Source organism: Sphingobacterium sp. UBA5639 (assembly GCF_002421245.1).
Lineage (GTDB): Bacteria > Bacteroidota > Bacteroidia > Sphingobacteriales > Sphingobacteriaceae > Sphingobacterium > Sphingobacterium multivorum.
This window is the reverse complement of the sequence record NZ_DIJR01000037.1, coordinates 63635-82468: the sequence shown is the minus strand read 5'-3', so window position 1 is coordinate 82468 and position 18834 is coordinate 63635. Positions and strand designations below refer to the sequence as shown.

The following is an 18834-nucleotide window of genomic DNA, read 5'->3' as shown; positions in this document are numbered from 1 at the left end:
ATAAGTGTTATCTTCGTATTATCTAAGCAAAACCGGTTTTGCTTATTATCATTAATAACCAATTTTAAAAACAAAAATGCCTCATACCGAAAATATAATTTTATGTGTCGATTTAGGTGGTACGCATTGCTCATCAGGCCTTGTGCATGGGAGCCCTGCAGTTGTCATGGACGGATCGTACTTTCGCGGGAATGTAAATAGTAACGCAGAAAGAGTACAGATTTTGTCGGCCATAAAACAAACCATCGATAAGACCCTAAGTTCAACTACGCATTTACCATCCGAAATTTTCATATCTTGCCCTGGCCCATTCGATTACGAAAGCGGAATATCCTTAATGGACGGAATGAATAAGTATCAGTCGCTACTAGGCTTTAATCTAAAAACATTTTTTGCGAATATCACAGGAATTGATTTAAGTTCGATCTACTTTTATAACGACGCTGCAGCCTTTTTATTGGGCGAAGTTGTCAATAAAAAAATGGAAAATAGGCGCGTTATAGGCCTGACTTTAGGAACCGGATTGGGTTCTTCGCTTTACGAAAATGGAACAATCGTAGATCTCAATTTAGGGTCAGCAGTTTTCAGCAACGGCATTGTAGAAGACTTCATTTCAACCCGAGGGGTCTTAGCTCATTTGACAGAAAAATTTGGGTATATTCCCGTTGATAACATAAAAGACATAGCTGAACGCCCAGATCTGGAAATTTTTAGAAAAGAGGCTTTTGATTTCCTAAGCAAGCAACTGATTACTTTCATTAAAGAATATATTTATCCGTTAACGCCAGACACAATTATAATCGGAGGCAGTATTGCCAAGGCCCACAATTATTTTTTTGATAAGCTCCTTTGTACCCTTGATACGGAGCTATCCCTTGCATCATTTGATGAACGCAACTTATTTCTCGGATTAACCCTCAAGACATTTAGTATATGAAACCCATTTGGAAATTTACATTGATCGCATCGTTGGGAGGTTTTTTGTTTGGTTTTGAAACAGCAGTGATATCGGGTGCTGAACAAATCATACAAAAACTCTGGGACTTGGATGCTGTCCGTCATGGACTTACCGTATCGATCTCGCTGATCGGAACCATTATAGGAGCCGTTATCGCCGGACGTATGGCCGATCGTTATGGGCGTAAACCCGTGCTTTATTTCGTTGCAGCTTTATATTTACTCTCAGCATTGGGCTGTGCAGTAGCGTCCATCTGGGAGCTTTTCCTGTTGTTCAGATTATTTGGTGGACTTGCTGTGGGGATCAGCTCTGTTGTTGGACCAGTATATACCTCCGAAATTGCTCCCGCAAAAGATCGCGGTAAACTTACAGGAACTTTTCAGATTATGATCGTGCTGGGAATCTTTACGGCCTATCTGACAAATTTTCTCTTTATGAGCGTAAATTCAGGCGGATGGCGATACATGCTCGGTATCATGGCTGTGCCTGCTCTATTATTTGTACTTCTATTGAATCTTATTCCCGAAAGTCCAAGATGGCTATTGCAGCAGGGACACATTGAAAAAGCGCGTGCAAGTTATCTTCGGCTTGCAACTCCATTTGAAGTGCAGGTCAATCAGCCCCAAACATCTGGTAAGCATGTTAACCTATTCCAAAAACGGTATGCCAAACCTATACTTTTTGCGGTGTTGTTAGCATTCTTCAATCAAATGACCGGAATTAATGCTATTCTATATTACGCACCACGGATCTTCGAAATGGCGGGCTTTAGTGCAGCATTAGCCTACCTTCAGCCTATTTTTATCGGTGGTACCAATTTGCTCTTTACCCTGGTTGGCATGAGCATCATAGATCGTTTTGGGCGAAAAAAACTGCTTTTGACAGGCGCTATTGGCATGTTCTTATTTCTGTTATTGGCAGCCTTTGGCCTAAAAGGAGTAAACGCACAATTTTTACTTTTCTATATCATGGGATTTATAGCATCTTTTGCCTTATCACAAGGTGCCGTGATTTGGGTGTTTTTGGCGGAAATTTTCCCGAACGAGGTTCGCGCCCAAGGCTCTTCCTTGGGGAGCACGACCCATTGGCTATTTGCTGCAATAATATCCTGGGTATTTCCAATTATTGTAGAAGGTAGCGTACTCGGAGGATATTATGTGTTTTTATTCTATGCCCTGATGGTTATCGCGTCCTTCGTGTTTATTCTATGTATGCCCGAAACGAAGGGCAAAGTATTGGAAGAAATAAACTAAAGTTCCCATATTAAATAATTATTAAATCCTCATCATAAAGCGATATTGATCTATAAACTTATTAATTTCGTTTTGCAAAACCGGTTTTCTAAGATAATTTTGCGCTTTTGATACTAAAGAAACATTTTCGTAATACCATAATATTAAAATAATTGACATATGAAACAAATAATAACGCTATTTAAGCCTCTTTCCATAATTGCGATTACGGTGACTTTTTGGGGCTGTAGCGCGCAAAGACAGCCGCGCCATCTCGCCCCAGACTGGGTAATGGGCGGTTTCATTCGTCCAGCAGGGGTAAACCCTGTAATCGAACCTGATAGTACCACCACATTTATGAATCCCATGAATGGGCAACTTGTGCATTGGGAGAATAATGACACCTTCAACCCGGCAGCGGTGGTAAAAGGAGATAGTATCTACGTGCTTTATCGTGCTGAAGATAAGACGGGGATAAAAATTGGTCATCGTACTTCACGTCTAGGGCTTGCTGCGAGCGCTGATGGAACACATTTCAACCGACAAAAAACGCCTGTTTTTTATCCCGGGGCTGATAGCCAGCGTGAGTTTGAATGGCCCGGTGGAACGGAGGATCCGCGTATAGCGGAATCCGAAGATGGCACCTATGTGATGTTCTATACGCAATGGAACCGAAAAGTACCTCGCCTGGGGGTAGCTACCTCAAAGGATCTTAAAAATTGGACAAAATATGGGCCTATTTTTAAAAAATCGAACATACTGCCTGAGCTCGTCAATAAATCGCATAAATCAGCATCGATTGTCACTAAACTGGAAAATGGTAAGCAGCTAATTACTAAAGTAAATGGGAAGTATTGGATGTACTGGGGCGAGCATGGTGTATATGGCGCAACGTCGGATAATCTGATTGACTGGGAACCGGTTGTAGATGAGAAAGGTCAACTCAAAGCGTTCATCTCACCTCGAGAGGGATATTTTGATAGCTCTTTAACAGAATGTGGCCCACCGGCCATCCTGACAGATAAAGGAATTCTACTATTATATAATGGTAAAAACCACCCTGAAAAAGGAGATAAGCGATTTAATAAAGGTACTTATTCAGCAGGGCAAGTTCTTTTCGACAGTAAAGATCCGGGTAAAGTATTAGCAAGGATGGACGTGCCTTTCCTAAGACCAATGGAAGCTTTTGAAAAAAGTGGTCAATATGTTGACGGCACAGTGTTTATTGAAGGCCTGGTTTATTTTAAACAGAAATGGTTTCTATACTATGGCTGTGCGGATTCAAAGGTTGGTGTTGCCATTTTTGATCCGCAACATCCTGCTACACTGGATCCCATCCCTAATGAAAAATAAGGTATAGATGTATAAAGCCAAAGTGATTCGTGTAAGCGTTTTTAATAAAGAATTACTAACCAAAAATAAATTTTATAAAAAATGATACAGCGTGATTTAAATGCAGCCTATAAGAGCGCCTTAAAGGCAAGTTTGATAGGGATCGCACTAATGACATCCGCGGCTTATGGTCATGAGCGTTGGGACAGTGATCTTGTCCTCATGGCTATGGCCAAAGCACCCGTCCGGATAACCGGACAAGTAACGGATGCTGCCAATAATCCGATCGCCGGGGTCACTGTGCAAATAAAGCGCACACCCTCCATCGGAACCAGTACGGACGGAACCGGAAAATTTTCCATTACAACAGATCCTAATGAAACACTGCTGCTATCCGCCGCCGGCTATAAGAGCCAAGAAATCCTGCTTGGGGGACGAACAAACTTATCCATTATTCTGCAAGATAGTGTAGCGATGATGGACGAGGTTGTGGTGGTGGGATACGGCGTGCAGAAACGAGCTTCGGTAACAGGTTCAGTTGCATCCATACAGGCTGAAGAGCTGATTAAGGTAAAGACGCCAAACGTAACAAATATGCTTGCTGGTCGATTGCCGGGGATTCGTGCGGTACAGCGTAGCGGTGCCCCCGGAGATGACGGAGCGTCGGTGGATATCCGCGGGTACGGTAGCATGCTCGTTATCGTGGATGGCGTACAGCGAGATTTTGCACAGGTCGATCCGAATGATATCGAATCTATATCAATATTAAAGGATGCTGCTGCCGCGGTATACGGATTTAAAGGTTCCAACGGGGTGCTATTGGTGACCACAAAAAAAGGAAGCAATTCAAAAACTAAAGTGGAGTACAATGGATATTATGGAATCCAGCAGGTGACGCGATATCCACGTATGATGAATGCCTATGAATATGCGTCGCTGTATAATGAAGCGATCTATAATTCTAATCCGTACACTGGGGTACCAGCATACAGTCAAGAACAACTCGATAGTTACAAAAATGGAGCACAGGGTACTGACTGGTGGGACTCCCTCGTGCGTAACAATGCTCCACAGAGCTCACACAATGTCAGCATCTATGGGGGAAATGACAAAGTTAAATATTATAATTCGGTGGGATATGTTGACCAGGGTGGTATTTTGAGGTCAGATGACTGGAACTTCAAAAGGTATAATCTACGCTCCAATATTGATCTGAATGTTACGCCAAATTTTACCGTCGGATTTAAATTGACAGGTCGTTTACAAGATCGTGAAAAACCGTATGGAGGTGACGATCTGTTTACACAGGCACAGATGGCCATCCCTATTTATTCAATTTATGCCAACAATAATCCCAGTTATTGGCAGGCCATTGGAAACATGGCCAACCCTATACATAGCTCTTATATCGAGCATAGTGGATACGAATCGCGCCTGAGAAGAGAGTTTAACGGTTCATTGGATCTAAATTGGAAGCTACCGTGGATAGCTGGACTGTCGTTACGTGCTATGGTCGCTTATGACTATAAGAACAGTGAATGGAAAACATGGCAAAAGGCATTGAGCGATTACCAGTACAATCAGACGAATGAACAATATACCGAGGTCGCTCTAAGAAAAAAAGCAAGCCTGGAGTCCAAGATGGAAAATCTGTATATGCCAACGCAGCAGTATTCGATCAATTACAACCGTGTATTTGGACAAAAGCATGATGTCAGTGGCTTATTGTTATGGGAGGCCTATCACGACCGTTTGACCGATATATTGGGTTTTAGGGAATCTTCAATCGGGATCATTGACGACATCAGTAAAGGAGACACCGAAAACCAAAATACGAGTGGCAAAAGTGTGGAAACGGCGCATGCAGGTCTGGTAGGAAGGTTTAATTATGCCTATGACCGAAGATATCTACTTGAATTGAATTTCCGTTATGATGGATCTTATAAATTTCAGCGGGACCGCAGGTGGGGATTCTTCCCGGGAGTTTCAGCGGGTTGGCGGATTTCGGAAGAGAAATTTTTCAAAGAAAATTTTGCTCATTTTGATAACGTAAAAATCCGGGGCTCCTATGCCAAAGTCGGTGATGAGGGTGATTTTTCGGCATTCCAATACCTCGATGGATATGTCTATGGAGGGAGTTATGTGCTGGGAACTGGAGGCTTGTCTTCTGGGCTGAGAAGCAGTGGGATGGCCAATCCTTGGTTGACATGGTACGAGTCTAATATCATGAATCTAGGGTTTGAGGCTTCCTTTAAAAACGGATTGATCAATACGGAATTCGACTGGTTTAGACGCGAACGCTCTGGGCTTCCTGCGACAAGACAAGGCACTTTCCCGACAACATTCGGCGAGTCTATGCCACAGGAAAATTTAAATTCAGATATCAATACCGGTTTTGAATGGACTGTAGGCCATAAAAATAAAATTGGTGATTTTGCCTATAATATATCCGGCAATTTTTCTGTAACACGCATCCGCTATGGCTACGTCGAACGTGCAGCTTCAACCAATATGTATGATAATTGGCGGAACAACAGTAATGATAGAAATAAGGATATCCGGTGGGGGAAGACGGTCTTGGGTCAATTTTCCTCGTATGAAGATATTTTAAATTCACCGGTGCAGGATAATAATGGAAATCGATCCCTGCTTCCCGGAGATTTGAAATTCAAAGATGTGAATGGCGACGGCATTATAGATGGGAACGATGTGGAACCAATCGGTCATGGTGCAACACCAAGAATGTATTATGGATTAAATCTCGGCGCGAATTATAAAGGATTTGATATGACCTTATTTTTTCAGGGAGCTGCAGGCCATGATATTTATATAAGTGGCGATATACTTGATCCGTTTATCCAACAGGGCCTAGGTAACGGATTTGCATTTATGACCGACCGATGGCACCGGGCAGATCCTGCTGATCCCAATAGTGAATGGATTGCCGGCACAATGCCCGCAGCCCGGGTAACAGGTCAGGTGGACAACCGATCTGATAACTCATGGTCCTTACATAAAGCAGATTATCTACGGTTAAAAACATTGGAAGTCGGGTATTCTCTTCCAAAAAAATGGATAGAGTCTTTAAAGATTGACCGATGCAGAGTCTATTTTAATGCCAATAACCTGCTGACTTTCACGGGGAGTGATGCGTTATTGAAAAATATAGATCCTGAAAGCAATCAAAGCCGATTGCGCTATTATCCACAATTGAAAACGTTCAATTTTGGTATTAATATAGTTTTATAAAACCCTATACTATGAAAATGAAATATTTCAGTCCACTTCTTCTGAGTTGTGCATTTACACTGAGTTTATATAGTTGTAACGATTACCTGGACCGGGAGCTCACCAGTGGAATTATCACCTCTGATCTCATCTGGAAAAGTCCGCAGGCGATACAGTCTGTATTGGTCACCATGTACGATGAAGGATTAAGATTAGATGAATTTGACGATTGGTTTACCGGGAAATCCAATCTGCTTAATTTGACCTCCTTGTCGGATGAAGCCACAGGAGCTTATCAAAAAGATTATGCATTTAGCAATGCCAATTCGATATATACGTATAGTGATTATGTATTTGAAGATCCGTTTGCGACTAGATATGTGCAGATACGGCGTACCAACGACTTTTTAAAGAAACTGAGCGAGACTACAGTCTTGAGCGACGAGGAGAAGCGCCTAGTCGATGCTGAGGCACGGTGGATACGAGCGATGCAATATTTTGGTTTGGTTAAACGCTATGGTGGTGTCCCCTTGCTAACGACACCACAAGAATATGTGCCCGGCGATTTTTCGGCATTACAGGTTCCAAGAAATAAGGAATCGGAAGTTTACGATTTTATTATCAGTGAATGTAAGGCGATTAGCGACATACTTCCGGTATCGCGATCTGCAGAAAGTAAATATAGAGCCTCCAAAGGTGCAGCCCTTGCCTTATGGTCCCGTGCTTCGCTGTATGCTGGCTCGATCGCTAAATATGGTTCAAATGCAAATTTAAGTGGAGAGGCTGTAACGCGCGGTTATGTTGGTATAGCAGCCAATGAGGCAACGAGGTATTTTACCGAATCGTATAATGCTTCAAAAGCATTGCTGGAGGCAGGCACTTATACCCTTTATAACAAAAATGCCGACAAAGCAGCGAATTTTTATGAACTGTTTTCCAAAAGTGTAAATGGGAATAACGGGGAATATATCTTTCAGAAAACATTCAATGTTTCAGCGGGAAAAGGTCACATGTGGGATAAGATGAATGCTCCTTTTTCCTATCGAGGTGACGGGTGGGGATGCGGTGTAACACCTACGCTCGAAATGGTCGAAGCATTTGAATACAGTGATGGTAGTGCCGGTAAATTAGCCTTAAAAAATACGGATGGGACACCTCGTAGTTTTGATAGTCCCTACGATCTTTTTGTCGGGAAAGACCCGCGATTGTTTGCTTCCATCTACGTCCCCGGAGCTCCTTTAAAGGGCAGTAAGGTCGAATGGATACGGGGGGTAATTAACGGACAGAACGGCTCGGGACAAAAATATCAGGCGCAGAATCAGCCGGACAAAGATAATGTGGCTACAATTGATGGTGTGAGGTACAATACTTCGGGTAAAGATGGCGGTGCAGACGTTGGGGATGCGTCAAAAACGGGGTTTTATATGCGTAAGTTTTTTGATGAAACTCTCACGGATATGACAAATATTGATGCTAAGCGCTCGGAGACACCTTGGGTGGTATTTCGTCTTGGTGAGATATACCTCAATTTTGCTGAGGCCTGCGTGGAGCTTGGTGGCAAAGATGCAGAAGCTCTTCAGGCTGTAAATAACATTCGTGCACGCGCCGGAATTCAACCTCTTGCAACGATATCTACTGCTAAAGTAAGACAAGAACGTAAGGTCGAACTTGCTTTTGAAAAGCTCCGTTTCTGGGACCTCAAGCGGTGGCGCGTGGCTCATCTGGATGAATCCCAGGGAGGACTTACTAACTATAGGGGTACAGCGTTATATCCTTGGTACAATGTCAAAAGTAAGAAGTATACTTTTGAAACTGGAGTTCCTCCAAAACAAAAGAGATTATTTCTGGAAAGAAACTACTATATCCGCATCAGTCCTACGGACTTGAGCACAAATCCGCAGCTGGTTCAGAATCCGGGCTACGGTAATTAATTTAGATGTATACAATTATGATAAGTATGAAGAATATTTTTTTTATGCTCGGTGTTATGCTTATTGCTGTTATGAACAGTTGTGAAAATGAGATCGATAATATGGAGGCTCCGAATGGCGGACTGCACGGTACCATATATGACATGGAAACTAACACGCCTATTCCGCTGCCTGTGGAGGGATCGGGCGGTGTGCTCGTTTCTTTATTTGAAATAGGCACAAAGGCGACTGCTTCTGTCGATTTCAGGGCGAATGCCGATGGATCTTATACCAATAATAAAGTGTTTAATGGGAAGTACAGGGTGGCCGTAAATGGCCCTTTTATAGGGGTTTGTGAAGGTTATACCACGGTCAATGGTGAGACGCAGTTCGATTTGAAGGCAACTCCTTTTTCCCGTATTACGGCTTCGGCGACTATTTCCGAAAGAAACCGGGTCGAAATAGCATTTAAGGTTGATAAGGCGGACGACTCCTTTACATTTACCAACGTATCTGTCATGTGGAACTATACGCCACGGGTAGATGAAAATAATGCTAATTATGTCACAAAGATTGCTAAAGGCAAAATAGATGAAGGTACGCATGTTTTTGAACTGGCCAATGATAAACAGTTTGTCGAAAACTTTTACAAGATCAAAGCAAATGGCAACAAAATCTACGTCAGGGTAAGTGCGACTGTAAACGGAGTCGTCAATTATAGTGATACCATAGAATTGATAGCAAATGACTGATCACATAGCACGCAAAGTGAAAACTAAAAACGAGTCACTGATGAAAAAAATCATAACATTAAGTATAATAGGTTTTTTATTGGTATCATGCAGTAAAAATGAAACCAAGGTTGAAGAGCAGCCTGTAACTGGTGTATCTGTCAAAACCATGACTTATAACATCTATTCAGCACAAAAAAAGGGCATAGAGGCTATTGCCGAAGTGATCAAGAAAAATGATCCCGAACTGGTGGGACTGCAGGAGGTGGAGGTTAACTCCATCAATATGAATTTTGATACGGGTAAGCGGCTTTCGGAACTCACGGGCATGCCTTATTATTATTTTGTTAAGGCGCGCGACCTAGCGCAAGGAGAATACGGAAATTTAATCTTATCTAAATTTCCGCTTAAAGAGACAAAAACGTATTTATTAGATGTATTAACTTCGGAAGCAAATGCATACATCAGGGCGCTCGGAACTGTTAAGGTGACCAAAGAAAATAAGGACTTTTATTTCGCCGTAACCCATTTGGACCATTTGGCCGATAATGCCAATAGGCTCCATCAAATTGACCTAATCCACCAATATACCAAAGATATTACGCTACCTATCATTCTGTCTGCAGACATCAATGCCAAGCCTACAGAAGAAGGCTATAAAATGTTGACGAAATGGTTTACATCAGGATGCCTAAATGGCTACTGTGGCTTTACAGCCGGAACACCTAAACCTGATGGAACCATAGATTACCTGATGTATGCACCGGCAGACGGGGTCTTGACGGAGACATATGATGTAGACTATAGTTCCTATTCGCAATCCGATCATTTTCCTGTTGTTGCGAATTTTTTAATCAAAAACTAATACAAATTTTACGTAGCAAAACCATGATAACTATTTGTTTTTCTAAAATATCAGGAATAAGAAATCTTCACATCGGGATATTTTTTTGTTTCGCAATGGGTCTACTCAGTTGCACCAAAGAGATTGGTGGCGACATGACGTATCCCGATAAGGCTAATGAACCTCAAATTACCCAATATACACCTATTTCTGGAGGCTCATCTACCGAAATATCCCTATATGGGAGTAATTTTGGAACGGATCTCGCAAAAATCAAAGTGACGATAAATGAGAAGGAAGCGAGTGTATTAAGTTCCAATGGACGGGTCATTACCGCACGTATTCCACAGAATGCGGGATCTGGTAAAGTCAAACTAGCTATTAACGGCGTAGAATATACCTATAAGCAAAATTTTGAGTACGGATATCAGACCGTCGTGTATACCTATTTAGGATCGACTAAGGATAATGTTGACGGGGATTATGTGCAGGCTAAATTATCCGGGCCACGCTATTTGAAATGGAGTAAGGATAATATGCTCTATTTTGTCGAAGAGGGGGCGAGTAGCCGAGATAATTTTGCGGCACTCCGTGTTGCTGCAAATAATCAAGTAAGTACCTTACTTAATGCTTCTGAGAACCCTTTGTTCGAGCGGCTCCGGGCTTTTGACTTTTCAATAGACCAAAATACATTGTACCTTAGCAATGATAACAACGCAAATGGATCCATGGGCTTTGGCAAGATGATAAAATCTTCTGGTAAATATAGCAATTTAACGGCCCTATCTGCAACGGCAGGATTGACGGCTGTAACAACGAACCCCGTGACAGATGAAGTGTTTGTTGGTATATACTCAGGCGGAAAGATCTGTCGTTTAAAATCCGATGGTACGCTGGAGCAGCTATTTGCAGTCAATTCAAAAAATGTCAATATTATGGATATTATTTTCTCTCCAGATGGGCAAACTATGTTTATATCAGGAGCCTACAATGCACACAGTGTTTATCGTGTACCCTATGACCTTGCGGCCAAAAGATTCGGTGCTGTACAAGTACTTGCTGGACCAAATGCCAATACGACGGGGAATGCAATAGGAAATGGAGAGTCTGCGCGATTCAATACACCTGCACAAATGGATCTGGATCAGGATGGAAACTTATATGTTGCCGATCGTAAAAACCATTGTGTTCGTAAAATCACGACCAATGGTACGGTAACTACTTATGCAGGAATTGCCGGCACCAGTGGTCTCCAGAATGGGAATGCCTTAACAGCAAAATTTTACGAACCCGAAGGTCTACAGTTCGGTCCTGACGGAGCATTGTATGTAGCTGATACCTGGAATCACGTTATTCGAAAGATCGTTATAGAGTAACTACCATATAATTTAACTAATTCTTACTTACATTAAAGAATAGGATCATGATGATAACTTTGTCTAAAGCAAGACATTTAAACTTGCGCCCCCTGCTGTTTGTTTTAATAACCGCTCTGCTGTTGTCAGTTAACGCCAATGGAGTTTCCGCCCAAAAATTGAATCGTAAAGTTGAGATCAAAACAATGACCTACAACATCTATAGTGCTCGAAAAATGGGCATTGAAGCGATTGCTTCGGTGATCAAAAAAGTTGATCCCGATGTTGTTTCTTTGCAAGAAGTGGAACGCAATACAGCTATTAATCCAATGGATTTTCCGAAGGAAATCGCTGCATTGACAGGGATGCAATACTATTATTTTGCACATGCATTAACGTTGAAGAAAGGTGATTATGGTAATGTTATCCTTTCCAAATATCCGCTACTGGAGACAAAGTCTATCCATTTGGGGGTTGCTAATGATGGAGATGACATCCGATCCTTTGGCTATGCATTGTTGGAAAAGGAAGGCAAACAATTTTATTTTGCGACGACCCACCTGGGCTACAAAAAGGATGATGCCACCCGTCTAAAACAGATCGATGAGATCTTGGCGGAAATCAAAAATTTAAAGAAGCCGATCATTTTGGGTGCTGATCTGAATTCACGGCCCAACTCGCAGACTATGCCGGCTTTGCAAAAATGGTTTTCCCTGCCCTGTCAAACCTCGAATTGTGAATGGACTGTACCTACACCAAAACCGACATATACTTGTGATTGGTTGATATATGCTCCGCAGCAGGCTTTTGAAGTAAAGGACTATGCGGTTCAATTTTGGGCAGACAAAGAATCCGACCATTTTCCAGTTGTAGGAACATTTAATATTAAATAGTCTGAATAATTCAATACTAATTATGGCGGGAAGGGTGTCTTCTTGCCGAAAGGAAGCTATAATCTGGCAGATCTGAATGCCAGAGGTATCGAAAACGATTGGGCATCCTCCGCGAGCGTTCCAAACGGAGTTACCTTGACGCTGTACGAACACCAAAATTTCTCGGGGATCAACTGGGTGCTGACGACGGATACGCCACTCTTTTCTCAATTGACACCGACAGCCAATGATAAGGCCTCGTCCATGAAAGTGGAATAAATGATGACACTCTTTTTTCGGTAATCTTCTGCCGATCAGTTGTTGCGACCGATTGGCAGAAGATTATTGCTTTTTCTTTCAGATGACTTTCTTGCCTTTATCACAGAGGGTAACACGACATGACTAGCATTATCTTTTGTTGGTTTTTCTATCTGCTTTAGCAATAATTTTATAATGTTGTTACTTAGTTCCTCCAAGGGCTGACGTATGGCGGTGATCGTTGGGGAGATCAGGTTAAACGCCTCATGATCGTCAAAGGACACGATGCCGAAATCCATTTTCCTTTTAGCCGTTAGCTTATTTATTGCAGCCAACCCTGCAAGACAAAGATAATTGGTTGCAAAGATGATAGCGTCCAATTCCAGATTTTTTTCAAGAAAATCTTTAATAAGCTGCTGTTTGACTGTTTTTTTTGATTCAAAGGGTATAAAGGCTACTTTAGGGTCAATAGCTAATTTTTCCATCGTCTCTTGGTAACCTAATAATCGTTCATGCATTTGGCTTTGTGTAGATTCGAGTGTAACGAATCCAATCTGACGAAACCCCTTATCATATAGATGCATACAAGCTTCAATCATTGCTTCCTTGTTGTTGGTTCCGACAAAATCCACACCTTCGACCGGATCCCGGTCAAATAGAACAATTGGGATATGTTCATCCACCATTTCTTTAACGACATCTTCTATTCCTTTGGTTGGTGCAATAATATAGCCATCCAGTTGGCTCCGTCTGAAAAAATTGATAATCTCAATGGCTGTATTGGTATCACCGAGGGTACTGCTGTACATTATCCTATACCCTTTCGTTTTGGCTAGATTTTCGATCATGAGCGCTATTGGTCCAAAAAATGAGTCAGAAATATCTTCAACAATAAGTCCGATACTGCTACTTCGGCCTGTGGCTAGGCTTTGCGCTAAGTGATGCGGGTAAAAACGAACCTCTCTGACATAATCCAGTACTTTAGCCTGTAATTCTTTGCTAATCCGTCTTTCGTCAGCTTTTCCGTTAATGATCAACGATACGGTTGACTTTGCTATTTTTAAGTGTTTCGCAATGTCATTTATTGAAATCTTTTTATTTTCCATACATTCTAAAACTTAAAAATATAGATTTTTATTCACTTGTATCCATTATCGTTCAAAGCCTTTAGAATTTACCGGCATTGTTGTTGAAAAAGAGGTCGTTTACTGCAGCGAAGAAAAAAAGTGTCCAGAAGAAATCGGCAAGATCGTAAAGAGATTCAATGTACTTCATAATCTTTTCTTGGGCCATCATGGGGTTCAAGCCTTCTCTGTCAAGATGCATCAGGTCAACTTCGTGATTAGCTTTTTGTTTTTCGGATTTTCCCTTATTGATTTATCTGTTGTAAAATATTATGATTAAATTAGCGTAGATGAAAACTACAGCTAATCTTCTGGTGTCTATTTTGGAGCAGTCCCATAGTGCGATCGCAATTTATGATAGCATAGACCTAAATATTGCTTTTGTTAGCCAAGGTATGCTGGATATATTATGTGTGGATCGGTCCATCCTAGGGCGTAGTTTTTGTGCATGCTTTCCTCATTTTAAAGAAGAAGGTTTTTCATCTATTTTGAAAAACGTTTGGAAAACAGGAATTGTCTATCAGGCTGAGCGTACACCCGCAAATATTGTTCATGAAGAGACGAAAACACTGCGGTATTTTAATTTTGAATATAGGCCATTGCTTGACGAGGAGGGGAAAACCTATGCCATTTTGCATACGGCAAGTGATGTGACTGAGCAACATCTTGCCTACAAAAATGTGGAGGAAAAGCAAGAGCAGCTTATGTTTAGCCGCGAATTGGACGTGCTCGCCAGCACATTGGCACATGATCTAAAAAATCCATTGTCTGTTTTGAAACTTGGGAATAGTTTTCTGAGGAAAAATGTGGGTGTTTCGGTTAAGGTAAGTGAAAGGTGGTTTGAAGCCTTTGCGGCATCTATTCAAAATATAGAAAGTATTATAAATCAGACATTGCAGCTTGGCAAGATACGCACTGCCGAGAAAGAAGTCGCGTGTGTGGCAATGGATAAAAAAATAAGGAATTGTATTGATGAAATTAAACTGGTATATCCCGACAAACAAATGGAAATCAAATTAGGAGATCTATTTCCTTTGTATACGGATGGCGGAATCGTTTATCAGGTTTTTATAAATCTAATTGGTAATGCCGTTAAATATGCAAAAAAATCAGGCGAGGCTTTTTTACATATTTATAGTGAAAAAGCTGATAAAGGAGTCGTATATTATCTCGAAGATAATGGCATCGGGATTCCGGAAGACGAGTTGCAGAAGGTTTTTCTTACAAATGAACGGGCGAGTAATACTGCCAAGATTGCTGGATCGGGAATCGGGCTGGCATTGGTTAAACATCTCATGGAACGTATCGGTGGGACGATTCATTTATCGAGCGAACTTAACAAAGGAACCGTCGTTCGCTTATTTTTTCCAGTTTCATCGCGAACGTTAGCCTAAACAACTTTTGACCTAATACTAACTTCGGCTGGAAGTTTTATTTCGGGCATGAGGAAAATAAAATTCTTGTGATTGAATTTTCTTGGGCGAAATAATCGTGTTTTGCTTAGCTGCAAGCAAGATGAAATAACAGCGTAAACAAATTTAAATTTAAAAAATCAGCTACTCAAAATCCGTTGTTGAGTAGCTGATTTTCTAATTTATCGCTTCACAAATGCGATACCGCTGATGCTTGCAGATCCGCCTGCCGTTAATGGCTTGGATACGGTGTTCCAGACCACGGGATTAAATTGGTTTCCTGTATTGGTCTTTTGGACCATCACGCTGGTGGAACCGCCGTTCAATACAAATGCATCGTAACTGCCTAAGGCTCCCATCAAAACGGCAACATCATTTAAACTGATGCCTACTGAAAAATTGGTGTCGCCTCCGTCGACAACTAAGGCATACATCGTTTTATTATCTGCGGATAGGCCAATGGCTGTTATCGCTTGAACAATTGCTGCTGTAGTCAAAACGTTATAACCTCGATATCGGACCCAATTGGTGCCGGATACCAGCCCGCTAAATTGATTCAAATCATAAGGCTCAAAAGCAAACTTGGTGGTATCGGCACAATTGCCTATGTAAGGCATGCCATCCTTGTGTATCGCAAAGAAAGGTCTGGTCTTCTCTTTGGTCTTTATATTGCTCGTGGATACATTGATCTGCCGCCCGTTTTTAATGTAGGAATAAGTGGACGATAACGCCGCATTTGTTGCTGCGAGGATCTCGCCGCCTGCGCGTGGTTCGCAGTACTTGGCCATATCACCTATCGGCTGGCTCACATATAGGTAATCATCAAATGCACTCATGATTGAAGGAAAAACCGCTTTTGATGAAAGATCTACAGTGAGCAGTTGAAGGCTCACGCGTTGATCGAGCTTGTTCTGGTAGCGAATATGGGTTCGTACAAGTCCATTGGTTAGGGTAACGGATGAATCGACCAGAAATGTTTTGATGAGGTCGGTCTGCGCCATGAGCTGCTTGGTGATGGGCTCTATTTCCTTGTCTTCTGGAATAATATCGGTGGGCGGAGTTACTATCTCTTTATCGTCAAAGCTGGGATAATCATCCCTTTGCTTGCAGGAATATAGCATGCTGATGCACGTGATGTACAAAAGGACATTTCTTAATATGGTTTTTCTTTTCATATCTATCGAACTAAGAAAAATGAAACATAAGGCTTCATGATGGTGCTGGTAAATCCATCATAGCCCAAAGCATAAATGACATACGACCTGCGGTCCAGGATGGCTCCGGCATTGCTGTAGGACGCGATTACAGTGCCATTTGTTACCGGAGATCCCGCCTTGCGGATCTTCCAGGTACGGGTGGCAATGCGGTTGAGCTGGAAATATGGACTTGTTTCCAGGTATTTAATGTCCTTGGCGACAAGTGAGTCTTGCACGGCGATGGCATCTGCGCTTCCAGTGGCCGCGGCGCCATAGTAAAGGTCGATCGATGGAACATTGGGCATCAGATTGGTAAAGTGATACCTTGCTTGTGTACTGTCGGGCCGTGTGAGGTCTTCTTCATTGAGGATCATTTTTGTGTTCTGCGCCGTATCGGTAATATGAATGGTATAGCGCTTGCCTGCGCTCAGGTTAACGGATGATTCGGCCAAGATAATGGAGTCGCGTCCATCGTCGGTTTTATGTGGAAGGGCAACTTGTACCTTTACGTTGCCGGCTTTCCATTTTAAAAAATCAGGCCGTGAATCTCCGCGGGTATTATACCCGCCGCCGGGAAAGGGCTCGCGTCCCCGAATGAGTGAAGTAACGCGCTGATCGTCAAATTTGACATACATATAGCGGTCATCGGGATATATCGATGCCATATTGATTTTCACGATGACATCATCGGCGCCAAGGAAATCTACTTTTCCAAAGTCCTGAATGGATTTCTCGCATGAATATAGGCCAAAGACACCTAAAGCTAGAAATGCTAAGTTTTTGAATATCTTCATAATGTTTCCTTTAATACGTTAATAAGTTGTTGTAACAAACCAGGTTGGCTTAATCACGTACTCCGGCTCTAATCCGCCCCATCGTTCAAGCTCTGAAGCATTCCATACGTACTCCGAATTATAACGAGGCCGGACGCGGTAACAATAATCATTGTAAGTCAGCTGGCTGCCGGCCAATGGAATAAACTGCTTGAATATTTCCGTGTTATAATGATATTTTCTTAAATCACACCATTGTTCAAGACCTCCCCAGCCCCATTGCACAATATACTTTTGTCCCATAATGTCGGCTAGGGTTAGATCAGCAGCAGATAGCGGTATTTCTCCTCCCTTGATGTAATTATCTATTTCAACAGCAGTAATGGGTTTTTCATTGGTTGTATTGATGTACTTATTGACGAAGTTCATGTGGGCATAGATACCTTTGATATAGGCCTCATAGGCCTTTGCTGCGTCGCCTTTGATAAAGAGGGCCTCGGCTTTGACCAGTTGCAGCTGCGCATAGGTCATCAATGGAAAATCTGCGGCGTCTCTAAAGATGAATTTGCCTACACCGCTACTGACGTCGCCTAGGATATTTGGAACGGTGGTATTGGACACATTGGGCTCACCACCGACGTAAATACTGTCAACAGGATTATTGATCATCAACATACGCGATAGACGAGGGTCTGTCGATATTTTTGGATTTTCAATAGGTTCGCCCCGCAATCCCCCGGTTAGGTAGCGCACAATAGGCTTACCGGCTCTGTTGTAATAGGATGTGGTATAAAGGCCGAATTTTGAGCTCACCACATTGGCTGTTTCGGATTTGTCGCCGTCAAATTTAACGCCTGCATCATCGGATGGTGAATCAAAGGAGCGGTCCACAAAATAGGCAATCGAGTCGGCATACTTTTCCTTAAAATCGGGTTTATTAACCAAGTGAATGTACTGAAGAGCTTTTAGGCCGTAGACAAATTTGCGCCAACGGTCCATATTGCCCCGAAAGAGATTATCGCCCTTTTTTGAATTGAGGTTGGCGCTGTAATCGACGGGGCTTTTTTGATCCAGATAATATAATGCAGAATCACACCATACGCGTACTTTAGCATACACTTCTGGTTGGTCATTGTATCTGAAAGATAACTGTTGCGTACGCAAGGCCTCATCGAGAATAATGGGGCCGTGATAGTCGGTCAGCATCTGATAGCCCCAGGCTTTTACGGCATAGCCGATTGCGGCATATTCATATTTCTGATTGGCTATGGCGTCATTGATCATCAACTGCAGGTTTAGTCCGTGATCAAAATAGACCATACGCCACATCACACCGCCAACATCACTTTGCTGTGGAAATCCATGCCGCTCCCAGATTCGGGAGGACTCATCGGTGCTGGCGCCAAGGATGGTCTGATTGAACTTGTTCATCTGACGTTGGTCATTGGCATAACCATTGGCCATTTGATAGATAATCGGAGCTAAAAGCAATTCGGCTTTTACAAGCTGTGGGTTGGACGGGTTTTCATTGATGTCCAGGTATTTTTTACAACTGCTCAATCCGGTGAGGACTAAGAAAATAAGTATATAAAGCGTTGTTCTCATGGTG

Annotated in this window: 16 protein-coding genes; 11 read left to right on the top strand and 5 right to left on the bottom strand. The window is 42.3% G+C overall.

Annotated elements, in window-relative coordinates; genetic code table 11:
- Positions 1-76 precede the first annotated feature (76 nt).
- From B4Z90_RS23865 to B4Z90_RS23820, 10 genes are all read left to right on the top strand, one after another.
- The gene (locus B4Z90_RS23865) at positions 77-937 is read left to right on the top strand and encodes an ROK family protein (protein ID WP_201303444.1); all 861 of its coding nucleotides are present in this window, start codon (positions 77-79) and stop codon (positions 935-937) included.
- The gene (locus B4Z90_RS23860; RefSeq protein ID WP_286803527.1) at positions 934-2211 is read left to right on the top strand and encodes a sugar porter family MFS transporter; all 1278 of its coding nucleotides are present in this window, start codon (positions 934-936) and stop codon (positions 2209-2211) included. Before B4Z90_RS23865 ends, B4Z90_RS23860 begins: the two co-directional genes overlap by 4 nt.
- 159 nt (positions 2212-2370) lie before the next feature.
- Positions 2371-3543: a glycoside hydrolase family 130 protein gene (locus tag B4Z90_RS23855; RefSeq protein WP_286803525.1), complete on the top strand. Its 1173-nt coding sequence runs from the start codon at positions 2371-2373 to the stop codon at positions 3541-3543.
- An 81-nt stretch (positions 3544-3624) separates the two neighbouring features.
- Positions 3625-6771, top strand: coding sequence for a SusC/RagA family TonB-linked outer membrane protein (locus B4Z90_RS23850; protein WP_286803523.1), 3147 nt, complete (start codon positions 3625-3627; stop codon positions 6769-6771).
- 11 nt (positions 6772-6782) lie between these two features.
- On the top strand, positions 6783-8681 hold the full coding sequence (locus B4Z90_RS23845; protein ID WP_286803522.1) for a RagB/SusD family nutrient uptake outer membrane protein: 1899 nt from the start codon (positions 6783-6785) through the stop codon (positions 8679-8681).
- A gap of 26 nt (positions 8682-8707) precedes the next feature.
- Entirely contained in the window at positions 8708-9412 is a 705-nt protein-coding gene (locus tag B4Z90_RS23840) for a DUF3823 domain-containing protein (protein WP_286803520.1), read from the top strand.
- Positions 9413-9452: 40 nt separating this feature from the next.
- Complete coding sequence (locus B4Z90_RS23835) at positions 9453-10256, top strand: endonuclease/exonuclease/phosphatase family protein (RefSeq protein WP_286803518.1); 804 nt, start codon at positions 9453-9455, stop codon at positions 10254-10256.
- Positions 10257-10351: 95 nt separating this feature from the next.
- Positions 10352-11611: an IPT/TIG domain-containing protein gene (locus B4Z90_RS23830; protein WP_286803516.1), complete on the top strand. Its 1260-nt coding sequence runs from the start codon at positions 10352-10354 to the stop codon at positions 11609-11611.
- Positions 11612-11658: 47 nt separating this feature from the next.
- Complete coding sequence (locus B4Z90_RS23825) at positions 11659-12483, top strand: endonuclease/exonuclease/phosphatase family protein (RefSeq protein ID WP_201303448.1); 825 nt, start codon at positions 11659-11661, stop codon at positions 12481-12483.
- 42 nt (positions 12484-12525) lie between these two features.
- Positions 12526-12741 carry a hypothetical protein gene (locus B4Z90_RS23820; RefSeq protein WP_286803514.1) on the top strand — a complete coding sequence of 72 codons (216 nt, stop codon included), beginning with the start codon at positions 12526-12528 and terminating at the stop codon, positions 12739-12741.
- A 35-nt stretch (positions 12742-12776) separates the two neighbouring features.
- Here B4Z90_RS23820 and B4Z90_RS23815 read toward each other — a convergent pair whose 3' ends face one another.
- Both B4Z90_RS23815 and B4Z90_RS23810 read right to left on the bottom strand, forming a co-directional pair.
- The gene (locus B4Z90_RS23815) at positions 12777-13826 is read right to left on the bottom strand and encodes a LacI family DNA-binding transcriptional regulator (protein WP_159332658.1); all 1050 of its coding nucleotides are present in this window, start codon (positions 13824-13826) and stop codon (positions 12777-12779) included.
- A 61-nt stretch (positions 13827-13887) separates the two neighbouring features.
- Positions 13888-14046: a hypothetical protein gene (locus B4Z90_RS23810; protein WP_286803513.1), complete on the bottom strand. Its 159-nt coding sequence runs from the start codon at positions 14044-14046 to the stop codon at positions 13888-13890.
- Positions 14047-14134: 88 nt separating this feature from the next.
- Here B4Z90_RS23810 and B4Z90_RS23805 point away from each other — a divergent pair, with 88 nt between their 5' ends.
- A complete protein-coding gene (locus B4Z90_RS23805) occupies positions 14135-15238 on the top strand; it encodes a PAS domain-containing sensor histidine kinase (protein ID WP_286803512.1) in 1104 nt (367 codons plus the stop codon).
- Between the two features lie 200 nt (positions 15239-15438).
- On the opposite strand, the gene B4Z90_RS23800 is transcribed toward B4Z90_RS23805, so the two are convergent.
- Genes B4Z90_RS23800 through B4Z90_RS23790 form a run of 3 tightly spaced genes read right to left on the bottom strand, consistent with a single transcriptional unit; the run spans position 15439 to position 18830 of the window.
- Positions 15439-16431 (bottom strand): phosphodiester glycosidase family protein, encoded by a 993-nt coding sequence (locus B4Z90_RS23800; RefSeq protein WP_286803510.1) that lies wholly within the window; start codon positions 16429-16431, stop codon positions 15439-15441.
- Positions 16432-16433: 2 nt separating this feature from the next.
- Positions 16434-17246, bottom strand: coding sequence for a DUF4397 domain-containing protein (locus B4Z90_RS23795; RefSeq protein ID WP_051606686.1), 813 nt, complete (start codon positions 17244-17246; stop codon positions 16434-16436).
- An 18-nt stretch (positions 17247-17264) separates the two neighbouring features.
- Entirely contained in the window at positions 17265-18830 is a 1566-nt protein-coding gene (locus B4Z90_RS23790; protein WP_286803507.1) for a SusD/RagB family nutrient-binding outer membrane lipoprotein, read from the bottom strand.
- Positions 18831-18834 lie beyond the last annotated feature (4 nt).

Coding starts and splice junctions, on each gene's coding strand:
- B4Z90_RS23795 (WP_051606686.1), bottom strand. CDS start 17,246: ATGAAGATATTCAAAAACTTAGCATTTCTAGCTTTAGGTGTCTTTGGC.
- B4Z90_RS23825 (WP_201303448.1), top strand. CDS start 11,659: ATGATGATAACTTTGTCTAAAGCAAGACATTTAAACTTGCGCCCCCTG.
- B4Z90_RS23830 (WP_286803516.1), top strand. CDS start 10,352: ATGGGTCTACTCAGTTGCACCAAAGAGATTGGTGGCGACATGACGTAT.
- B4Z90_RS23855 (WP_286803525.1), top strand. CDS start 2,371: ATGAAACAAATAATAACGCTATTTAAGCCTCTTTCCATAATTGCGATT.
- B4Z90_RS23800 (WP_286803510.1), bottom strand. CDS start 16,431: ATGAAAAGAAAAACCATATTAAGAAATGTCCTTTTGTACATCACGTGC.
- B4Z90_RS23860 (WP_286803527.1), top strand. CDS start 934: ATGAAACCCATTTGGAAATTTACATTGATCGCATCGTTGGGAGGTTTT.
- B4Z90_RS23790 (WP_286803507.1), bottom strand. CDS start 18,830: ATGAGAACAACGCTTTATATACTTATTTTCTTAGTCCTCACCGGATTG.
- B4Z90_RS23840 (WP_286803520.1), top strand. CDS start 8,708: ATGAAGAATATTTTTTTTATGCTCGGTGTTATGCTTATTGCTGTTATG.
- B4Z90_RS23850 (WP_286803523.1), top strand. CDS start 3,625: ATGATACAGCGTGATTTAAATGCAGCCTATAAGAGCGCCTTAAAGGCA.
- B4Z90_RS23865 (WP_201303444.1), top strand. CDS start 77: ATGCCTCATACCGAAAATATAATTTTATGTGTCGATTTAGGTGGTACG.
- B4Z90_RS23835 (WP_286803518.1), top strand. CDS start 9,453: ATGAAAAAAATCATAACATTAAGTATAATAGGTTTTTTATTGGTATCA.
- B4Z90_RS23805 (WP_286803512.1), top strand. CDS start 14,135: ATGAAAACTACAGCTAATCTTCTGGTGTCTATTTTGGAGCAGTCCCAT.
- B4Z90_RS23810 (WP_286803513.1), bottom strand. CDS start 14,046: ATGCATCTTGACAGAGAAGGCTTGAACCCCATGATGGCCCAAGAAAAG.
- B4Z90_RS23845 (WP_286803522.1), top strand. CDS start 6,783: ATGAAAATGAAATATTTCAGTCCACTTCTTCTGAGTTGTGCATTTACA.
- B4Z90_RS23815 (WP_159332658.1), bottom strand. CDS start 13,826: ATGGAAAATAAAAAGATTTCAATAAATGACATTGCGAAACACTTAAAA.